This window comes from Streptomyces albus subsp. albus, from assembly GCF_000719865.1.
Lineage (GTDB): Bacteria > Actinomycetota > Actinomycetes > Streptomycetales > Streptomycetaceae > Streptomyces > Streptomyces albus_E.
Map to the genome: position 1 here is coordinate 14,829 of NZ_JOID01000007.1, position 19,239 is coordinate 34,067.

The 19,239-nt window shown below is 75.7% G+C and carries 14 protein-coding genes, 1 tRNA gene and 1 pseudogene; 8 read left to right on the forward strand and 8 right to left on the reverse strand.

Annotated elements, in window-relative coordinates; genetic code table 11:
- The 3 genes from IF83_RS0107765 to IF83_RS31090 are packed head-to-tail and all read left to right on the forward strand — an operon-like array spanning position 1 to position 3,657.
- Entirely contained in the window at positions 1-1,302 is a 1,302-nt protein-coding gene (locus IF83_RS0107765) for a M16 family metallopeptidase (RefSeq protein WP_051722557.1), read from the forward strand.
- Positions 1,299-2,792 carry an insulinase family protein gene (locus IF83_RS35260; protein ID WP_030543320.1) on the forward strand — a complete coding sequence of 498 codons (1,494 nt, stop codon included), beginning with the start codon at positions 1,299-1,301 and terminating at the stop codon, positions 2,790-2,792. Before IF83_RS0107765 ends, IF83_RS35260 begins: the two co-directional genes overlap by 4 nt.
- A gap of 55 nt (positions 2,793-2,847) precedes the next feature.
- Positions 2,848-3,657, forward strand: coding sequence for a CmcI family methyltransferase (locus tag IF83_RS31090; protein ID WP_158711010.1), 810 nt, complete (start codon positions 2,848-2,850; stop codon positions 3,655-3,657).
- A gap of 156 nt (positions 3,658-3,813) precedes the next feature.
- Here IF83_RS31090 and IF83_RS0107780 read toward each other — a convergent pair whose 3' ends face one another.
- Entirely contained in the window at positions 3,814-3,993 is a 180-nt protein-coding gene (locus IF83_RS0107780) for a hypothetical protein (RefSeq protein ID WP_030543322.1), read from the reverse strand.
- 196 nt (positions 3,994-4,189) lie between these two features.
- Here IF83_RS0107780 and IF83_RS0107785 point away from each other — a divergent pair, with 196 nt between their 5' ends.
- Positions 4,190-4,855: a potassium channel family protein gene (locus IF83_RS0107785; RefSeq protein ID WP_030543323.1), complete on the forward strand. Its 666-nt coding sequence runs from the start codon at positions 4,190-4,192 to the stop codon at positions 4,853-4,855.
- Between the two features lie 472 nt (positions 4,856-5,327).
- On the opposite strand, the gene IF83_RS0107790 is transcribed toward IF83_RS0107785, so the two are convergent.
- Positions 5,328-5,885 carry a hypothetical protein gene (locus IF83_RS0107790; protein ID WP_030543324.1) on the reverse strand — a complete coding sequence of 186 codons (558 nt, stop codon included), beginning with the start codon at positions 5,883-5,885 and terminating at the stop codon, positions 5,328-5,330.
- A gap of 189 nt (positions 5,886-6,074) precedes the next feature.
- Here IF83_RS0107790 and IF83_RS0107795 point away from each other — a divergent pair, with 189 nt between their 5' ends.
- Complete coding sequence (locus tag IF83_RS0107795; RefSeq protein WP_030543325.1) at positions 6,075-7,409, forward strand: BTAD domain-containing putative transcriptional regulator; 1,335 nt, start codon at positions 6,075-6,077, stop codon at positions 7,407-7,409.
- Positions 7,410-7,661: 252 nt separating this feature from the next.
- On the opposite strand, the gene IF83_RS0107800 is transcribed toward IF83_RS0107795, so the two are convergent.
- The gene (locus IF83_RS0107800; RefSeq protein ID WP_030543326.1) at positions 7,662-9,962 is read right to left on the reverse strand and encodes a coiled-coil domain-containing protein; all 2,301 of its coding nucleotides are present in this window, start codon (positions 9,960-9,962) and stop codon (positions 7,662-7,664) included.
- 166 nt (positions 9,963-10,128) lie between these two features.
- Between IF83_RS0107800 and IF83_RS0107805 the strand changes: the two are divergent.
- A pseudogene (locus tag IF83_RS0107805) lies at positions 10,129-10,584 on the forward strand (RNA-guided endonuclease InsQ/TnpB family protein); the annotation flags it as partial.
- A 49-nt stretch (positions 10,585-10,633) separates the two neighbouring features.
- On the opposite strand, the gene IF83_RS0107810 reads toward IF83_RS0107805, so the two are convergent.
- The 3 genes from IF83_RS0107810 to IF83_RS0107820 all read right to left on the reverse strand — a co-directional run bounded on the left by IF83_RS0107810 (position 10,634) and on the right by IF83_RS0107820 (position 13,485).
- A tRNA-Gln gene (locus IF83_RS0107810) sits at positions 10,634-10,705 on the reverse strand.
- A gap of 233 nt (positions 10,706-10,938) precedes the next feature.
- Positions 10,939-12,051 (reverse strand): CapA family protein, encoded by a 1,113-nt coding sequence (locus IF83_RS0107815; RefSeq protein WP_030543328.1) that lies wholly within the window; start codon positions 12,049-12,051, stop codon positions 10,939-10,941.
- Between the two features lie 576 nt (positions 12,052-12,627).
- Entirely contained in the window at positions 12,628-13,485 is an 858-nt protein-coding gene (locus IF83_RS0107820; protein ID WP_030543329.1) for a universal stress protein, read from the reverse strand.
- Positions 13,486-13,923: 438 nt separating this feature from the next.
- Here IF83_RS0107820 and IF83_RS33645 point away from each other — a divergent pair, with 438 nt between their 5' ends.
- The gene (locus tag IF83_RS33645) at positions 13,924-14,337 is read left to right on the forward strand and encodes an OsmC family protein (RefSeq protein WP_051722560.1); all 414 of its coding nucleotides are present in this window, start codon (positions 13,924-13,926) and stop codon (positions 14,335-14,337) included.
- A 253-nt stretch (positions 14,338-14,590) separates the two neighbouring features.
- Positions 14,591-16,750 (forward strand): MMPL family transporter, encoded by a 2,160-nt coding sequence (locus IF83_RS0107830; RefSeq protein WP_030543331.1) that lies wholly within the window; start codon positions 14,591-14,593, stop codon positions 16,748-16,750.
- 189 nt (positions 16,751-16,939) lie between these two features.
- Here IF83_RS0107830 and IF83_RS0107835 read toward each other — a convergent pair whose 3' ends face one another.
- Together IF83_RS0107835 and IF83_RS0107840 are read right to left on the reverse strand one after the other, a co-directional pair.
- Positions 16,940-18,085: a glutathione-independent formaldehyde dehydrogenase gene (locus tag IF83_RS0107835; protein ID WP_030543332.1), complete on the reverse strand. Its 1,146-nt coding sequence runs from the start codon at positions 18,083-18,085 to the stop codon at positions 16,940-16,942.
- 196 nt (positions 18,086-18,281) lie between these two features.
- The gene (locus tag IF83_RS0107840) at positions 18,282-19,010 is read right to left on the reverse strand and encodes a class I SAM-dependent methyltransferase (RefSeq protein ID WP_030543333.1); all 729 of its coding nucleotides are present in this window, start codon (positions 19,008-19,010) and stop codon (positions 18,282-18,284) included.
- Between the last annotated feature and the right edge of the window lie 229 nt (positions 19,011-19,239).

The following is a 19,239-nucleotide window of genomic DNA, read 5'->3' on the forward strand; positions in this document are numbered from 1 at the left end:
GTGGAGCAGTACGACGCCCCGCACGGCCCGCTGTCCACCACGCGCCTGGCGAACGGGCTGACCGTGGTCGCCCAGCGGGACCCGGTCCTGCGCGACCTCCACGTCCATCTGCGGTACGACGTCGGTTCCCGGGACGAGGCACCCGGCCGGCACGGTCTCGCGCACTTCCTGGAGCACCTGATGTTCCTCGGCACCCGCCGGCACCCGGATTTCCTGGAGACCCTCCGGCGCGCCGGTGCCCGGGACGTCAACGCGTCCACCAACCAGGACCGTTCGGCCTTCACCATGACCGTGCCCCGCGAACTGCTCCGGCAGGCCCTGGACATGGAGGCCGACCGGATGACCGGCCTGGCGGGGGCGCTCGACGAGCGGGCCCTGGCGGACCATCTGGCGCTGGTCCGGCGCGAGGAGCGGGAGCGCTGCGGCGGGCCCTTCGGCGACGCGGCGAAGCTGCTCTTCGCGCGCGCGTATCCTCCCGGCCACCCCTACCGCCACCCGTCGATGGGCGACACGGACGCGCTGGGCCGCCTCACCCCCGGGGAGGTCGCCGGCTTCCACCGCCGGCACTACCGGCCCGAGCGGGCCACCCTGGTCGTGCTCGGCGACCTGGACCCGGCCGCGGTGACCGGCACAGCCGCCGAGACCCTCGGCGGCGTTCCCGGGGACGCCGGCGTCCCGCCGCCCCCGGAGGAAACCCGCGCCCCGCTCCGCGGCTCGCCCGCCGTCGCCCGGGCCGCCTGCCCCGCCGGCGTCCCGCCCCGGGTGTACACCCTGCTGCACACCCCGCCGTACGGCTCACGGGGCCACCCCGCGTACGCCGTGCTGGCGGCGGTCCTCGGCCTGGGCAGGGGCAGCCGGCTGTTCCGCTCGGCCGTGCGCGGCGCCCGCATCGCCCGCCCGGCCGGGGAGTCACTGGCCGCGTGGGAGCTGGAGCGGGGCAGCTCGCTGCTCTACGGCACGGTGACCGCCGCGCCCGGCATCACCGGGGCGCGCCTGCTGGAGGGTGTGCGGACCGTTCTCGCCTCGGTCTCCGACGGCCTCGCGCCCCGGGAACTCCAGCGGGCCGTGCGGCTCGTCCTGTGGCGGCGGCGCGCCGGGCTGGACGACCCCGCCCGGCGCGCGGAGGCATTCGCCGTACACACCCGCGTCACCGGCGGGGCGCACCACGCGTACACCGCGGCCGAGGCGGTCGCCGACGTCACCGAGCGGGCCGTCGTGCGCGCGGCCTCGCGGAGCACGGCCGCCGCGACCTTCCTCGTCTACGACGAGGCGGGCACCGTGACCGCGGGGGCCGCGCGGTGAGAGGGGCCCGCGCACGGACGCCCCGGACCCGGCTGGTCCCCGTCCACCTGCCCGGCAGGCTGACGGCCTCCGCCTCCCTGCTCCTGCGCCACGGTGCTGCGGCGGACCCGCCGGGCCAGGAGGGCACCGGGTCCACCTGGGCGGTGCTCCTGCGCCGCGACGGCGGACCGGGCGGGCGGGAAGCGCGGGAGTGCCTGGAGACCGGGCTGGAGGAGCTGGGCACGACCCTCACCCTCGGCGTGGGGTGGCAGACGGTCCGGCTCACGCTCGACTCGGCTCCGGACCGCCTGGCGGACGCCCTCGCCCTGCTGGCCCGGGCCCTCGGCGCGTTCCGCACCACGCCTCAGGAGGTGCGGGCGCTCGCGCACCGCCGGGGCCGGGCTCTCGCCGCGGCCCGCCGGGCGCCCGGCGGATCCGCGGGACCGCTGCTCGACGCGGCGCTGTTCCCGGGCAGCCGGTACGGGCGGGGCATGGCCGGTGACGCCGGCTCGGCGACGCGCGTGGACGCCGGCGCCGTACGCGCCTTTCACCGGGGGGTGTTGAGCGCGCCTCGCGACCTCGTGGTGGCCGCCGACCTCGCGCGGGTGGACCTGCGCGCCCTTGTCCGGTCCTGTCCGGCGCCGGAGGCGGAGGCGGAGGCGGAGGCGGAGGCGGAGGCGGAGGCGGAGGCGGAGGCGGAGGCACTGCGCCGGCGGCCTTCGGCGCCCCCGCGGCGCGGACCGGCGGACGACCTCGCCGCCCGGGTGCGGCCCCTGACCGTACGACGGCACACCGGGCCCGGGGCGTGCGTGGTGATGCTCGGTGTCCGGGCCGCGGCCGCGGACGACGCCCCGCTGTTCCTGGAGACCGCCCGCCGCCTCCTCGTGGAAACCGCCTCGTCCCGGCTCTTCCGCGCCCTGCGGGACACCTCCGCCCTGGCCTACTCCGTGCACGGCGAGTTGTGGCAGGACGGCAGGGTGTGCTCGCTCCGGCTCCGCTTCGAGGTGGCCCCGGCCCGGGTGCTCCCGGCCGTGGTGACCGCGCTCGGCGAGCTGTTCGGCCTCGCGACGGAGGAGGTGGACGCGGAGGATCTGCGCGGCACCGTCGAGGCGTACCGGCGGGACAGTGTTGCCACCACCGGCAGCCCCGCGGCCGTGGCAGCGGCCGGCACCGCGTCGCCGGCCGTACCGGCGGGGCACCCGCCCGAAGGCCTCACCCCGGCCCGGTTCCGGTCCGGAGCAGCGGCGTTGTTCGGGCCGGAACAGGTGGCGGTGGTGGTGGACGGCGCGCTCCACGGGCCGGAGGAGGTACGGCGAGCCGTCGTGTCCGTGGCCCGGCGGAGCCCGCCGGGCCGCGCGGACGCGCTGCTCGCCTACGCCCGTCGCGTCGCTGCCTCCGGCCGGGAGCCGCCGGGCGGCAGCGTCGGTGACGCCGGGGAGGCCGATGTCGATGTCGATGTCGAACGGAAGGAAGAGACCGATGCGGGACGCACCACAACCGACAGGAGCTGAGGGGGAGTTCCCTGCGGGCGTCGATGTGGCGACGACCGTCGCCAGGTCCCGCGGGGTGGTTCGCGAGAAAGTGGCCGCGCAGAACGGGGTTCCCACCTTCTTCGACAACAGGGTGCTGCTGCTCGCCGAGATCGCGCACTCCGCCCTCGACGGCGCACCGGGCTCCCGCCGGTCGGAACACGTGCGCGCCGCGGTGGAGGAGTTGACCGACTTTCTCCGCCGGGCGGAGGCTCCGCGGTTCGCCGATCCGACGGAGCGACTCGGCAGATCGCTGCGGGAGGTGCACGCGGCGATGGCCGCCGACCTGCGCACCATCCACCGGAGTCAGGGCGTCGTGTCGACCCTGACCTGGGCAGGTCTGCCGCTCGTCAAGTCCGTGTACGACGCCGCGATCATTCCCATGCTGATCTCGGAGCTGCGACCGGCGAGCATCGTGGAACTCGGCTCCGGCTCGGGGGCGAGCGCCGTCTGGATGGCGGACGTGGCGGCCTCGGCGGGGCTGGCGCCGGCCATCCTCTCCGTCGACCGGAACCCGGTGGCCGTGCGGGACGCACGCGTCACGTTCCGCCGGGGCGACCTGACGGAGATCGAAACGGTACTGGGCCGGGAGGAGCTGTCGGCCCTGGAGCACCCGTGGCTGGTCGTCGAGGACGCCCACGTCAACGTCCGGGGCGTCCTCGCGCACTTCGACGCCGTCGTACGGCCGGGCGACTACCTCGTCATCGAGGACAGCATCGTCAAGCGGGCCGACCTGCTGGCCTTCCTCGAGTCGGCCGACGGGCGATACGCCCTGGACAGGCGCTATACGGACGCCTTCGGGGAGAACGTCACCAGCGCCGTCGACTCGGTCCTGATACGCCGGTAGTACCCCTCCCGCGGGCGGGGACGGCCGCCGGGGGCTCTCCGCGCGCCGCGTCACCGGCCCGGCGGCCGGAGCCGGCCGGCGCCCGGTTCCGGTCTTCCGCCGCGGCATGCCGGCGCCCCACCGCGCACCGGGGCGTGCGGGGTGGGGCGCCGCGCGTCAGCCCCGGCCGAAGAGCGACTTCCAGCCGGAGCCTCCGGTCTTGGCCTGCCTCCCCGCCGCCGAGTCGCAGTCGCAGCGCTTGGCGGCCGGGACGCCCGCCAGCACCTGGTCGACGTGATTGCCGCATCCGGAGTAGGTGAACTTGCCGCAGGTACGACAGGTGACTCGCTGGCACATGGCACTTTCCCTTCGTCGTGCACTTCCCTGCCGTCGACTATACCCCCTGGGGTATAAAAACCCCAAGGGGGTATCCCCATCCCCTTCCCGGAACGCCCCGGGCCCTCCCGGAGTACCTCACGGCTCGGGCCGTCCGCTTCGCCCGTTCGCCCCCTGCCACCCCGCGGGCTCCGCTCCGGGCCGTGATGCTGAGACGGTGGAGAACGACGGCGAGGACCGGGTACGGCGGTGGGAGCAGCGAGGTCAGCTGCCGCTGATCACGGCCTCGCTGCTGTATCTGGCGGCCTACACGATCACGGTGCTGGACCGGGAGGGCTCACCGGCCTGGCGGACCGCCTGGTCCTGGACCATGCTGCTCACCTGGTCCCTGTTCGCGGCCGACTACCTGGTGCGGCTGGCGCTCAGCCGCCGCCGCTGGAGGTTCGTGCGGGAGCACTGGCTGGACGTCATCGTCCTGGTTCTCCCCGCGCTCCGGCCCCTGGCCCTCGTGCGCTACCTGTACCGGCGCCGGCCCGGGAGCACGATGCTGTCCCTGGAGGGGCAGGTCATGGCGTACAGCGGACTGACCGCGCTGCTGCTGGGCTTCGTCGGCGCGCTGTCCGTCTACCGCGCCGAGCGCGGTGCGCGCGGGGCGACCATCGAGGACTTCGGCGATGCCGTGTGGTGGGTCTGCGTCACGCTCTCCACCACCGGTTACGGGGACGTGGCACCGGTGACCTTCCACGGCCGGCTCGTCGGCGTGCTGCTGATGAGCGTGGGCGTCGGGCTGATCGGCGCGGTGGTCGGAGTGTTCTCCTCCTGGCTGGTGCAGAGCTTCCGGCGGCGCGAGGAGGAGAACGCGGGACGGGGCGGCGGGGCCTGAGCCGCCCGGGGCCGTGGCGCGGTACGCGCGGGAGGTAGCGCGGTACGCGCGGGAGGTAGCGCGGTACGCGCGGGAGGTAGCGCGGTACGCGCGGGAGCACGGCGCGGTGGAGACGCCGCGTGGTGTGGCACGGCGGCGGTGGGGCGTGCCGCCGACCTGGCCCCGGTGGAGCCGGACGCCCGGCGACCGGCGGCGCGTCGCCGGTCGGGCGTACCGGCGAACGGGCCGGTACGCGGGGCGGGCCCGCCGGCAGCGCGCACCTCGCGCTCCGGCGGCCCCGGAGGGGGGCGCGGCACCCCCCGGTGGCCGCCGGGCCCCCCGTTCCCGGCGGCCACCGCGGGGGCGCGGCGGCCGCGGCGTACCGCGGGCCGGCCGGCCCCGCCCGGTCCGCCCCTGCCGCCCCGCCGCCCCGGGCGTTCGGAGCGCCGGGACGGCTGAAGGCGGCGGCGTGCGGCCTGTGGCGCGTGGCGCGTCAGCCGATGCGCGCGCAGAGGTCGTCCGTCGTACCGGCCGCCATGGTGACGGTCTTGTAGCCGGTCGGGCCGATGTCCATGGTGTAGGCGCCGTCGACGATGTAGAGGCCGCGCGCCAGATTCCCGCCGTTCTCGCCGACTCCCACCAGCACCGGGCCGAGCACCGTCCAGAACTGCGAGCCGTCGGTGCGGTATTCGACGACGGCCGTGCCGCTCGCGTCGGCGTCGTACGAGGCGCCCGTCTCCTGGTTGGTGACCCGGATGACCAGGTCTCCCTTGTACGCGACCCGCTTCGCGGAGCCGTCGGGCCGGGTCTCCAGGACCCGCCGCACCACCTCGTCCACCACCGGCTCCCCGTGGACGGGGAAGTCGCAGCGGGCCCCGGCGGGAACCTCCCAGGGCGCGGACGGGGCCGGCTCCCAGCCCGCGCCCGGATCCACGGCCGCCGCGGCGGGCGCGCCCGGGGCGGGCCCCGGTCCGGACGCGGCCGTGGCGGGCGGTGCCGTGCCGAGCAGCGCGGTGACGAGGACGGGCAGGACGAGGGTGGTGCGTCGCATGGCCGCTTCTCCTGGGGAAGGGGACGGACGGAAGGTCTCGGCCGCCAGCCTCTCCCCGGCCGCTCACCACACTCTCACCACCGGACGCCCCCGCTCGGAGGACTCGTGGAGCCCGGGGAGCCCGGGCAGCACCCCGGGCGCCGTGACGGGGCGGACGGCGCCCGGCCCGGGCACTAAGGTCGGCGGGTCATGGAGTTCAAGCTGCTCGGCGCCTTCGAAGCCCGTCATCAGGGGCGGCCGGTCCTCGGGGCCACCCGCCGCCAGGAGCGCTGCCTGCTGGCGGTCCTGCTGCTGTGCCCGGGGCGGGCCGTCACCACCGACCGCCTCATCGACCTGCTCTGGGACGGCGCCGCCCCGGCCTCGGCGCGCGGCACCGTCCACACCTACGTCGGCCGGCTGCGGGCCGCCCTCCGGCCGTACGGGCCGCGGATCGACACGCGGCACGACGGCTACGCCCTCGATCCCGCCGGGGCGGTGACCGACGCGGAGGAGTTCACCCGCCTCGTGCGGGAGGCGGCCGCCGCCACCGACCCCGCCGAGCGCCTCCGGCTCCACGACCAAGCCCTCGGCCTGTGGCGGGGGCCGCTGCTCGCCGACGCCGCCGGTGACCGGCTGCGCGACCGGCTCGGCGGCGAACTGGACGAACTGCGGCTGACCGCGCTCGAGCAGCGGGCCGGGACGCAGCTCGCCATGGGTCTCCACGAGCGGGCGGCGGCGGATCTGGCCGCCCCGGCCCGGGACCGCCCGGAGCGGGAAGGGCTGGTCGCCCGGCGGATGACGGCGCTGTACCGGAGCCGCCGGCAGGCCGAGGCGCTGGAGCTGTACCGCGACACCCGCGACGCCCTCGTCGAGCGGTTCGGCATCGAGCCGGGCGGGGAACTCCGGGAACTGCACGAGCGCGTCCTGCGCGGTGACCCCGGGCTGGACAGGCCGCCGGTGCCCGTCCACGCCGTGCGGGTCCGCGGCGAGTGGCTGCCGTGGAACACCAGCGGCCATCCGGCCCTGGAGTTCTGCAACACCTACGCCGGCTGGGGCCGTCCGCGGCGGCCCGGCTCGGAATGGCTGCGCGGCTACGGCACGCTCGCCGTCTGGGCCGGGCACCAGGACCTGACGGAGGATCATCTCGTCACCCGGCTGACCGGACTGGCCCGGCAGCGGCCGGAGGAGGCCGCGGCCGCGCTGGCGGAGGCCCGGGCCTTCCGTAGGGACCTGTACGCCTGCCTGACCGACCCCGGTGACCTGCGGGCCTTCACGACGGTGGCGGCCGTGGCCGAAGAGGCCGCCGGGCAAGCGGAGTTCGTACGCGGCGAGGAAGGGCTCGGCGTCTGGCGCCTCTCCCCCGCCGCCGGTCTGCGGCTTCCCCTCCTCGCGGTCGCCCGCAGTGCCGCCGAACTCCTCGCGGACCCCAGGCGGTTCACGGTACGCGCCTGCCCCGGCCCGGACTGCGGCTGGCTGTTCCTCGACCGGAGCGGACAGCGCCGCTGGTGCAGCCTCGGCACCTGCGGCGGCCACCGGCCGGAGTGAGGGAGTCCTCCCGCTCCGCGCCCCTGGTTCCGTCACGGCCGGGGTCCCGGCCCGGCCGGGTGAGGGAACGCCGGGAGGGACCGGCCTCCGAGCAGGCACGAGAGGACCAGCACGGCCTTCCGCGTCCCGTCCACACGGACACGGCCGGGACGCCGCCGGGCAGCGGCTGCGGGGCCTGCTGCCGCTACCCCGCCCGCCCCGCGGCGCACGGCCGGCCGTGACGGCGCACCGGCCTCGCCCCTGCTTCCGCCCTCACCGCATCCAGTGCCCGCCGGTGCTCCAGCCCAGGAAGCGCCGGGCGCGCCCGCCGTCCGCCGTACCGTCGGCGCCGAAGGTGCCGCCCCCGGCGACCAGGGCCAGGCCGGCCAGGGCGGGAGCGAGACGGGTCGCGACATGGGCGGGGTGACGGGCCGTCTCCTCGCACAGGCCCGCGATGACCCGCCGCTGCGCGTCCGGCGGGCACAGGGACAGGTGGAACACCATCTGGCGCCACGCGTACGCGGCGTCCTTGATGGTGCTCAACGGCCGCGGGTTGCCGTGCACACGAGCGGTCAGCCGGCACACCGTCACGAAGCAGCGGCGCGCCAGGTCGGCCCAGCCGGGCCGCGGGGCGATGCCCACCCGGTGGACCAGCGTGGCCAGGTTGTGCGTGGTGAGGATCTGGGCCTGCTCGATCACCGTGCCGTTCGCCGCGACCGACCAGGACCGCGACGCCGGCCCGGCCCGCTCGGCGCACAGCCGCGCGAAACCCGGGGACGTGCCGGCGCCGTGGGAACGGGTCGGGGCCGCGCCGGCCTCGGCGGTCGCGAGGCCGGCGATCGCCGGGTAGTCGATGCCGTAGTAGCGCTCGTACAGCGTGCCGCCGAGCAGGTCGCCCGCGACCCGCGCCGCGGTGAGGAACTTCGGGCTGAACGTGCCCATGAAGATGTCGGCGGCGAGCTCCTCCACGAACGGGGCGCCCAGGCCGCACTGGCGTTCAAGAACGCCGAACTCGCGGACCAGCGGGTTGGGCAGGATCGTGCCCGGGAAGGCCTGCACGGCCAGCTCGCCCAGCTGCCGCAGCACGGCGAGCGCGCCCTGGCCGTCCGGCTTGCCCAGGACCGCGGAACGCTGCCCCGACACCGCCCGGACCCAGGGCAGTTCCTCGACGCGCACCTGCCGTTCCAGGTTGAGCAGCAGCAGGGAGCGGCGGCTGCGGAACGCCCGGTAGTTCGCGGCCATCAGCGTCCGCAGCGTCTCCTCGCGGTACGCCTGCGTGGTGGTGGCGGCGACCAACTGCGGCACCAGCTCGGCCAGGACCTCGGCGGACGGGACGACGCCCCGCTCCACGAGCGTGCCGAGCGGTGCGCTCAGCGCGGACTCGACCACCCGGCGGATCACGGGCGGCACGGCGGCTCCTGCGGGCAGGCCGGTCTCCCGGCTCTCCTCACCGGTCACCGCGACCAGGAGCGGCGCGACGTCGGGGATGCCCGTCTCCTGCGGGAGGCCGGCGAGCCGGCGCAGCATCAGCTGGGCCAGGGCGTGGTGCGAGGGGAGCGCCGCCTGCTCGGCCTGGCACCGGCGCAGCGCCGTGTGCGCGGCGGAGCCGGGCAGGCCGCGCCGCCGCACCATGGACTCCACGGCGTGCCGCAGCAGGCCGAGCCGGCGCGCGTCCAGCGGGCGGCCGGCGACGGTCTCCTCCAGGGCGGCGCGCAGGATGCCGAGGTTCTCCTTGGGGTTGCGGTGCTTGCCGGCGAAGGTGTGTTCCGCGGCGAGCCGCCGGTAGCGGCCGAGCAGCATCTCAGCGTGCGTCAGCCAGTCCGCGTCCGGGGCGAGTTCGAGGACCCGGCCGTCCCGCGCCGTCCTCAGCCAGTGGACGAGCAGTTCGTCGCCGAACGGCTGCCAGACGGCGAGCGCCTCGCGCTGGGTCTCGACGGCCGTGTTGGGCCGCCGCCGCTTCAGGGTGCCGGCGGCGTCGGAGACGGTGTGCCGGTGGACGGCCGCGGTGGCGTCCGGCGCGGGCCCCTCGGCCGGGCGGGGGAGGAAGCGCAGCCGGTCGGCGAACGGCTCCAGTTCCGCCGCGAGGTCGAGTGCCGCGTCCGTCTCGCCGTGCCGGACGAGCCAGGCCAGGGTGAGGAGCGCGGCCTCCTCGGGCACGCCGATCTCGTAGTGGCCGCTGTCCAACAGGCTCCACAGCCAAGCGAGTCCGGGCTCGGTGAGGCAGTGGGCGAAGAGCGCGCGCCGCTCGGCGGGCACCCCGAGGATCCGCGCGGTCGCGGTCTCGTACTCCTGGAGCGGGCCGCCCGCGCTCGCGGTCCCGGTGGCGAAGCCGCCCCGCACCACTTCGGGGGTCACCCAGGCGGGAAGCCCGTCCACGGGCCTGCGCGAACCGACTGTCAGCCGTCCCGAGGCCATGCCCGCGAGGACCTCGCGCCAGCGCTGCCCGCGCACTTCGGCGCGGCGCCGGGTGGCGGGGTCCTCGTGGGTCAGCGCGGTCGTGAAGGCCTTGGCCAGCTGGGCCTCGGGATAGGCCGGGGCCGCGGTGAGGGGCTGCTGCTCAGCGTTGTCGTCCATCAGACCTTCTTTCGAGGGGACCACCGGCTTCAGCCGGTGGGGGAATCGAATCCTTGGGCCGGAGCCGCGCAGCGGCGGAGCACGCTGCGTTGTCAGGCGGGCGTACCGGTTTCTGCTGCGTCCCACGGTCCGGCAGGAGCGGGCACTGGTGGAGATGCTGCGGGATCACAAAGCCGCACTCGATCTCGTGCGCGAGCACGATGTGATCGGGCACGAGCGGCTGAACACCGCGGGCATGACCCGAGCGCCCGCACCCCGGCCCGACCCCGACCGCGACGGTGCGTTCCTGGCGAACGGCGCCGCGGCGAAGGCCGGGCTGAACCGCAGTATTCTCGAAGCGGGTTGGGGGCAGTTCCTGCGGATCCTGGCGGACAAGGCTGAAAGCGCCGGCCGCCGCGTGATCCCGGTGGACGCCCGCAACACTCCCCCTGGCTTCGCCGGGGGTACCCCCACCCGCACCTGCCCACCCACGATTGGCGGCTGCGGGCACGTGGCGAAGGAGAACCGCGTCACCCAGGCGAAGTTCACATGCGTCAACTGCGGCCTGGTCGCGAACGCCGACCACGTCGGCGCGCTCAACGTCAAACACAGGGCCGGGCTGGTCCTCTGCGCCGGTGCCTAGCCACCGACACAGGAAGCCCGCGACCTTCAGTCGCGGGTGGAGTCACAAGCCGGCGTGGCAGGTTCCGCCCCTGCGCCCTCCGGGTCCAGAGCCCGGTGCTCTGCTGCTGAGCTACACGCCGATGACGGCAGACGTTAGACGCCGCGGTGATCGGCACACAACCGGGATTCCGCCCGGTCGTCATCGCCATGGCACGGTCGCGGACCGGAGTTGCCGCGTTCCGGCATCGGTTCGAGCCGTGGACGCGGCCGGGCGTCCGCGGGGAACGGCCCGTCCCCGGCCGGGCGGCGGGAGGGTCCGTGAGGGCCGCGAGTCCGCCCGCCTCGCGGACGCGGAGCGTCCTCGCGCGAGACGTCAGGCGAGGCGCAGCGTGAGCGCTCCGTCCGGCTCCTGGTCCAGGCGGGTGCCCAGGTCGCGGCTCGCCCGGTCCAGGACGGTCCGCAGCCACGCGCTGTCCTCGCGGGAGGCGTGACGGAGTGTCATGCGCCGGGCTTGCAGGGGCACCATCCGCAGTCCGGCCAGCCGGCCGGTGTCCGGCTCCAACTGGGCGAGATACAGCAGCCGCAGGTCGTCCCGGTAGCGCTCGTAGCCGGTGATGCCCTCGTAGTCGTCGACGAGGTCCCCGCAGCCGTACAGGACGAGCTTGCCCCGGTAGGTCTCCAGCGGCCGGGGGTGGTGCGAGGAGTGGCCATGGACGACGTCCGCCCCGCCGTCGACGAGCGCGTGCGCGAAGCGGATCTGCTGCCGGGCGATGCCGTAGCCCCAGTTGGAACCCCAGTGGACCGATACGACGGCGAGATCGCCCGGGCGTCTCACCCGCCGGAGACAGTCGGTGAGCGCGTGGGCGGCGGACTCGGAGGGCTCGCTCACGACGGCGACGCCGGCGCGGTCCTCCGCCGCGGCCCAGTCGAGCGGCACCCCGCTGGACGGCATGGCGACGGCGAGTACCAGGAGGCGGCCGCCGCCGGCGAGCGGCACCTCGGCGGGGCGCCAGGCGGAGCCGGCGTCGTGTCCGGCGCCGGCCGTGCGGAGCCCGGCGCCGGACAGGGCGCCGAGGGTCTCCTCCAAGCCGGGGCGGCCGAAGTCCAGGACGTGGTTGTTGGCCAGCACGCAGACGTCCGGGCGGGCCGCCTCCAGCGCGGGGAGGTTGTCCGGGCTCATGCGGTAGTGGATCTCCTTGCCCGGGGCGAACGCGCCGTTTCGGGTGACGCTCGTCTCCAGATTGATCACGCGGGCGTCCGGGGCGGCCTCCTCGGCCACGCGCAGGGCCTCGCCCCAGGGCCAGGAGTACGGGGCCGGGCGGGGCACGGGGCCGTTCGCCGCCTCCGCCAGCCCGACGTAGGCGCGGGCGTCCGGGGTGTACGCCTCCCGCAGCGCCGGGTCTCCGGCGCCGGGGAGGATCTGGTCGACGCCGCGGCCGAGCATCACATCGCCGGCGAGGAGAAGGGTGACCGGTCTTCTGGCCATGCCTCCAGGCTAGGCCCGCACCGCCGGGCCGGCCTCCGGGAGGTGAAGTCACCCATGTCGAAGTGAGGGGTGGCGAAGGCGGTCGCGCAGGCGGTCCGGCCTGTGCGCTGGATCGGATGACCGATGGTCTCGGTGACTGGGAGGGGCGCGCGCCGCTGCCCCGGGCGCCGCCGGTCCGGCCACCGGGTGCTCGGCCCGAGGGGGGCGGCACGGCCGCTCGGCGCGCTTCGGTATCGTCCACCCCGGCCGTCCGGCGCGGTCCCGCACCCGGGGCCCCTCCGGCATCCCGGCGCACGCGGTGGCGTCTGGGCCGCCGGAGGGCCGGCGGTGACAGCGGCCGGCGGCACCCGGAGGTTTCCGGCGCCCGACCGAGAGGCCGGACGCCGGGAAGGCCCGGACCCCCGCAGTCCGGGCCGGGTACGGCAGGCGGGCCGGTCACCTGGGGAGGTCACCGGCCCGCCTGTGCCGCCACCGGAGCCACGGCAGCCACGGGGTCACGGGGCCATCGCCCTGGCCGGACCCCGCCCGCGCCGGCCGGCGCCGGGACGCGCCCGGCAGTGCGCGCGAGCGCGGGGCTCAGCCGTGCGGGACCACCGCGACCGGGCAGGGCGCGTGGTGCAGCACCGCGTGGGTGACGTGGCCGAGCGGCGAAGCCCGGCCCTTCCCCCGGATGCGGTGGCCGGCGACCAGCAGATCGGTGCCGGCGCCGGCGGCGATGAGGCCGGGGCCGGCACTGCCGCGGACGACCTCCTCGACGATCCCGACCTCCGGGTATCTCTCCCGCCAGGGGGCGACCGCGTCCGCGAGATACCGCCGCGCCGGGCCCTCGTACTCGTCGAGCACCTCCATGTCCTGCGGGATCGTGGCCCAGCCGTAGGCCCGCTGGGCGTCCCAGACGTGGACGGCCTTGATCCGGGCGCCCCGGGCGGCGGCCGCCTCGAAGGCGAACCGGACCGGCTCCTCCGCCTCGTGGTGGTAGTCGAACCCGACGGCGACGACACCGTGTTCGGGCTCTCCGGGGTCGTAACCGGCCCGGACGAGGACCACGGGCCGCTCGGAGCGGCCGACGACGGCCAGGCTCACCGAGCCCATGAGGTGCCCGACCATGCCGGCCAGCCCCCGGGAGCCGAGGACGAGCAGCTCGGCGTGCTGGTCCAGGAGGCTCTCCACCGGCGGGTCCGGCTCCCGCATGATGTCCACCGGCAGATCCGGGTGCCGTTCGCGGAGGCGCCGTCCGAGATCCTCCAGCCGCTCCTCCATCCAGCGGTATCCCTCCCCCGGGCCGAGGGCGGCCTCCGCGTCGGTCGGCAGCGTGTCCCGGGCGCAGACGACGCGCAGCGGCCGGCCGCGGAGCACCGCCTCGCGGGCCGCCCAGTCCGCGGCGGTCAGGCTCTGCGGAGATCCGTCGACCCCCGCGACAACCGAATGCAGCACTGTCTCTCTCCTCCGCGGACGGGCCTGCCCGGACACGGCCTGCGGCCGCGGACGCCGCCCGGCGCGTGGCCGCCGCGGCACGGTGCCGTGCAGGCCCCGGTGGCTCCCGGTCTCCACTGTGTGGCCGGCGGCGGGAGGCGGCAATTCGGCAGACGGCCGGGTGCCCGCCGGACCCGTCCCCGCCACCGCGGTGACACGGTCGGCGGTCCTCCCGTTCGACGACCGGCGGCGCCACGTGTCGTCCCCGGGACCGTCCGGACACCACGGGGCGGTCGCCGGGGCCGGGGCAGAGGGCCGGGGGCCGGAGTGCATCCGGCGGCCCCGGCAGACCTGCCGGCCCTCGCGTCCTCCCTGGCCAGCGGGGCGCTGTCGGCTGCGGTCGCCGGTCCGGCCGGACGGTCCGAGACTGGAGGGAGGCATCCGGCGGAAGGAGCAGACATGACGACCCAGCAGCGCACGCTCTACACCACGGCGGTCGAGTCGCGGCCGGGGGCGGCGGAGGCCCGGGTGAGCGGGGACGGGGGCCGGGCGCTGCCCGTGGTGAACCCCACGGCGCCCGGAGGCCTCGACGAACGTTCCGGCTGGAGCCCCGAACAGCTGTACGCGGCGGCCGTGGCGACGTGCATGCACCAGGCGATCGAACTGGCGGCCGGAGTCCGTGGCTCGGACGCGGCCGGCAGCAGCGTCACCGCCGAGGTGTCCCTGGAGCACGACGGCGCCCTGCGCTACTCCCTCGCCGCGGACGTCACCATCGACCTGCCGGGGCTGGAGGGCGACGCCCGGTCGACGCTGATCGACGAGGCGATCCGCTTCTGCCCGCTCGCGGCGAACGTCCGCGTCAGCGGCGACTGACCGGCACCGGCCGGTACCGGGAGCCCGGCCGGTACGGGGAGCCCCCGGCCGCCCGGGGCCGCGCCCGGTCCGCGCCGCCCGGCCGTCGGTGGGCCCGCGTTCGGCCGTCCGGCCGGACGGTGTGCCTCTCAGGGGTGCGTGCGGAGGAGCCCGCGTCCGCCTGCTGATAGGCAGGGGTGGATCCCCCATCGCCGCAGCACCGGACGTCAGTCACCCCGCGGGTCCACCGCCCGCCGGGTGCGGAGGACGAGACATGAGCTCCCTGCCACCGAACGCCCGGAGCACGCCACCGGACACCGGAGTCGTCCACGGGCCGGGGCCGCTGGGCCGCCTGGGAGCCTGGGCCGCCGGCCACGCCAAGCTCGTCCTCCTCGGCTGGCTGGTGGTCGTGGCCGCCCTCGGCGTCTTCGCCCCGCAGGTCAACTCGGCCCTGTCGGGCGCCGGGTGGCAGGCAGGCGGCTCGGAGTCGGTCCGGGTCCGCGAGCTCGCCCAGCGGCACTTCGGCGGCAACGCCTCCTCCGCCCTGCAGGTGGTGGTCTCCGCTGACCGGCAGGTCACGGCCCCGGCCGTACGGCGGGTCATCGCCGAGGTCACCCGGGAGCTGGAGGCCGACGACCGCGTCTCCGAGGTGATCCCGCCGCAGCCCGGGGCGACCCTCAGTCCCGACGGCCGCACCGCCATCGTGCTGGGCGGCGCCGCCGCGGACACCAACGACATGGTGCGGGCCGCCGACGACCTCAAGGAGCCCCTGGAGGAGCTGTCGCGGAACGGCGTCACCGTGCACGCGACCGGTTCCTCGGTGCTGTGGAGCGACTTCAACGAGGCCAACCACGACGCGATGATCCGAGCGGAGGTGCTCTCCTGGCCGGTGACGCTCGCCGTCATGGTGCTGGCCTTCGGCTCGCTCGTCGCCGCCGGGCTGCCGCTGCTGCTGACCCTGGCCGGGCTGGTGGCCTCGGCCGGCTGCCTGGTCCTGCTCAACGAGCTGACGCCGATCTCCGTCTGGGCGATGAACTTCGCGATGATGTTCGCCCTCGCGCTCGGCATCGACTACGCCCTGTTCCTGGTGATGCGCTTCCGCGGCGCCCTGAGCCGGGCGGACACGCCCGTGCGGGCCGTCACCGAGACCATGGACACCGCGGGCAAGGCCGTACTGCTCTCCGGGATCACCGTCGTGATCAGCCTCTCCGCCGTGATGCTGGTGCCCGCGCCGGCGTTCCGGTCCATGGCCGGGGGCATCATGCTCGCGGTGCTCTTCGTGCTCGCCGCCACCCTGACCCTGCTCCCGGCCGTCCTGGGCAAGCTCGGCCACCGGGTGAACGCCGTGGCGCTGCCCTGGGTGAAGGCCGGCGAGCACCGTTCGCCCGTGTTCGCCGCCTGGGGCGAGCGCCTGTGGCGCCGTCCGCTGCTCTACGGCGCGGCGTCGCTGGCCGTGCTGGCGGCGCTGGCCGTCCCGGTGTTCGGGCTGCGCACCGCGATGCCGTCCATCACGGTGGTGGACGAGGACGCCTCGGCACGGGCCGGTTACGCGGCCGTGAGCGAGGCGTTCGGTCCCGGCGCGCCCGGCACCCTCCAGGTGATCACGCCGAGCGTCCGGGCGAACGACACCGCCGCCGCGCTGGAGCGGGCTCCCGGCCTCGCGGCCGTCATGCCCGCGCAGCCGGCCCAGGACGGTTCCGGCCTGTCGATGATCCAGGCCGTGCCGGAGGTGGACCCCTCGGATCCGGCCCTGGGCGGGACGCTGGACGAACTGCGCGCCGCGCTGCCCGAGGAGGCGCTGGTGGGCGGCGCCGCCGCGGAGAACCTCGATCTGCAGAAGCTGCTGAGCGACAAGGCCCCGCTGGTCATCGGCGTCGTCCTGGTCCTCGGCTTCGCCCTGCTCCTGCTGGCCCTGCAGGCGCCGCTGATCTCGGCGCTGGGCACCCTGGCCAGCCTGCTGTCCACCGGTGCCGCGTTCGGCGCCGCCCGGCTGATCTTCCAGGAGGGCTGGGGCGACGATCTGCTCGGCTTCACCTCGCAGGGCTTCCTGGACGCCTGGGCGCCGGTGTTCTTCTTCGCCATGATCTTCGCGATCGCCATGGACTACACCGTCTTCCTGCTCTCCTCCGCCAAGGAGCACTTCGAGCGGAGCGAGGACCCGCGTGACGCGATGGTCGGCTCGCTGGCGCACTCGGGCCGGGTGATCTTCGCCGCGGCCGGGGTCATGGTCGCCGTCTTCTTCACCTTCGCCCTCGCGAAGCCGCTGCCGCCCAAGGAGATGGGCATCATCCTGGGCATCGCCGTCCTGCTGGATGCCCTGCTGGTGCGGCTGGTACTGCTGCCGGTGCTGCTGCGGCTGACCGGCCGGGCCGCCTGGTGGTCCCCCGCCTGGCTGCGCCGCGTCCTGCCCGACGTCCGCTTCGCCCACGACTGATCCGGGCCGGGGCGCCACTCGTCCGGGCCCGGGAGCGGTGTGCCGGGGTGCCGGGGTGCCGGTGTGCCGGGGTGCCGGTGTGCCGGGGTCCGGGAACGCGGCTGCCCGGCACGGGTGTTGGCACGACCGGAGGGCACCGCTCCTCCCGGCGGTGCCCTCCCGGCTGTGCCGCAAGCCGTGCCGACGCCCTCAGGCGGCGGCCTGTCCCGGCTTCAGCAGCACCTTCGTCCAGCCGTCCTCGCGCCGGTCGAAGCGCCGGTAGGCGTCCGGGGCGTCCTCCAGCGGCAGGCGGTGGGAGACGACGAAGGCGGGCTCGGCCCGGCCGGCGACGATGAGGTCGCGCAAGTGGCGGTTGTACGCCTTGACGTTGGCCTGGCCGGTGCCCATCCGCAGGCCCTTCTCGAAGAACCGGCCGATGCGGAAGAGCAGTTCGCCCTTCTGCGCGTGCTCGCTCGGGCCGCCCGGGTCCTCGGGGACGTACAGCCCCACGACGCCCAGCATGCCCGTCGGCCGGACGGCCTCGACCAGGGTGTTGAGGACGATGGCGGGCTGCTCCTCGCCCTCGCGCGCGGTGGCCTGGTAGCCCACGGCGTCGATGCCCTTGTCGGTGCCCTCTCCCCCGGTCTGCTCCTTGATCTGCTCGGCCGCGTCGCCCTGGCTGTAGTCGACCGGTACCGCCCCGATCCTCTCGGCGAGGCGCAGCCGGTCCGGCTGCCGGTCGACGACGAAGACCCGGGAGGCGCCGCGGAGTTGCGCGGAGTACGCCGCCATGAGGCCGACCGGCCCGGCACCGAACACGCAGACGGACTCACCCGGTGACACCCGGGCAAGCTCGGTGGCGTGGTAGCCGGTGGGGAAGATGTCCGCGAGCAGCGCGAAGTCGTCCTCGTGCTCGTCGCCGGGCGGCAGTTTCAGGCAGTTGAAGTCGGCGAACGGCACCCGCAGGTACTCGGCCTGCCCGCCGCGGTAGGGGCCCATCGACACATAGCCGTACGCGCCGCCCGCGAAGCCCTTGTTGACGGTCAGGCAGAAGCCGGTGTTGCCGGCGAGGCAGTTCTTGCAGAAGCCGCAGGCCACGTTGAACGGCAGGACGACCCGGTCGCCCTCGCGGATCCCGGCGACGCCGGGCCCGGTCTCCTGCACGACGCCCATGTTCTCGTGGCCGAAGACGATGCCGGGCTCGGCTCCGGTGCGGCCCTCGTACATGTGGAGGTCGGAACCGCAGATCGCCGAGGTGGTCACCTTGATGACCACGTCGGTGGGGTCCTCGATCCGGGGATCCTCGACGTCCTCCACCGTCACGTTGTACGGCTCCTGGTACACGACGGCTCTCACAGGGTTCCTCCTCCTCGCGTGGCGCCGGGGCATCTCCGCGTTCCGCCGGCGCGGAATCGCCGCTTCCCCGCGCGCGGTTCCGACGGAGTTCCCCGTTCCGCCGGATTCACACCCGCTGGTCCCCCGATGTCCCCTCCGCGTGGCCCCGCCGGATCCGTCCCGCCGTCCCGCCGGCCTGCCGGATCAGTCCGCCGGTTCAGTCCCGGCGGGCCACGACGAGACGGCAGCGGGGGCTGCCGTCCGGCCGCCGGCCGAGCTCCTCCAGGGGCACCGTGCCCACCGCGAATCCGGCCGCGGCCAGCTCCCGCCGCACGCCGTCGAGGCGGAGGGTGCGGTAGTACATGACGAACGGGGGCCGCCAGAGCGCGTTGCGGACGCGCATGGCGGCGTCGAAGCCCCACAGCGCCCAGTAGGGCCGCGACCCGACCGGGGGCGGGGCCGGCAGCGGGAAGGCGAACACCCCGCCCGGCCGCAGCGCCGCGTGCACCCGGGCGAAGAGCGCGGGCCGCTCCTCCGGCAGGAAGTGCCCGAGGGCCCCGAAGCTGACGGCCAGATCGAAGGCGTCCGTGAACGGGAGCCGCCGGACGTCGGCCCGCACCAGGTCCACGGCCGGGCCGTCCGCGGTCGCGGGGACCGCGGACCGGGCGGCGGCGAGCATGCCCGCGCTGAAGTCGACGCCGGTCACCCGCCCCCGGCACACCCGGCGCAGCACGCCCAGGCCGGCCCCGGTGCCGCAGCAGAGGTCGAGCCCGGTGCCGAAGGGCCCCAGCGGGCGGAGCGCGGCGGCCACCGCGTCGAGCACGCGGTCGGGGGTGCGGTAGGGCGTCCGGTCGAACTTGGGCGCGAGCAGGTCGTAGCCGCGCTCGACGGAGGAGAGGGCCTGCACGGCGAGTTCGCGGAGGGTCGGGCCCCGGTCGGAGAACATGACGGCCACCGTAACGAACGCCCGGTCCCGCCGGTCCGCCTCCGGGGGACCGGTCCGCTCCCGCGTCTCCGGAGGCCGCGGCGGGCATGACCGCGCTTCCCGGCCGGCCCCGGGCGGCGGCCGCGTCATCTGATTGTTATAGCGCCCAACAAATTCTCCCGTCCGGGGGCTGGCGCAGCCCCCCGCGATGCCCATAAGTTCCCGCTCACAACATTCAGTCGGGCGTTCC

Excerpts from the sequence above, each read along its gene's own strand:
- IF83_RS0107780 (WP_030543322.1), bottom strand. The coding sequence starts at position 3,993 with ATGTGCCAGCGAGTCACCTGTCGTACCTGCGGCAAGTTCACCTACTCC.
- IF83_RS0107790 (WP_030543324.1), bottom strand. The coding sequence starts at position 5,885 with ATGCGACGCACCACCCTCGTCCTGCCCGTCCTCGTCACCGCGCTGCTC.
- IF83_RS0107795 (WP_030543325.1), top strand. The coding sequence starts at position 6,075 with ATGGAGTTCAAGCTGCTCGGCGCCTTCGAAGCCCGTCATCAGGGGCGG.
- IF83_RS0107800 (WP_030543326.1), bottom strand. The coding sequence starts at position 9,962 with ATGGACGACAACGCTGAGCAGCAGCCCCTCACCGCGGCCCCGGCCTAT.
- IF83_RS0107815 (WP_030543328.1), bottom strand. The coding sequence starts at position 12,051 with ATGGCCAGAAGACCGGTCACCCTTCTCCTCGCCGGCGATGTGATGCTC.
- IF83_RS33645 (WP_051722560.1), top strand. The coding sequence starts at position 13,924 with ATGACGACCCAGCAGCGCACGCTCTACACCACGGCGGTCGAGTCGCGG.
- IF83_RS0107830 (WP_030543331.1), top strand. The coding sequence starts at position 14,591 with ATGAGCTCCCTGCCACCGAACGCCCGGAGCACGCCACCGGACACCGGA.
- IF83_RS0107840 (WP_030543333.1), bottom strand. The coding sequence starts at position 19,010 with ATGTTCTCCGACCGGGGCCCGACCCTCCGCGAACTCGCCGTGCAGGCC.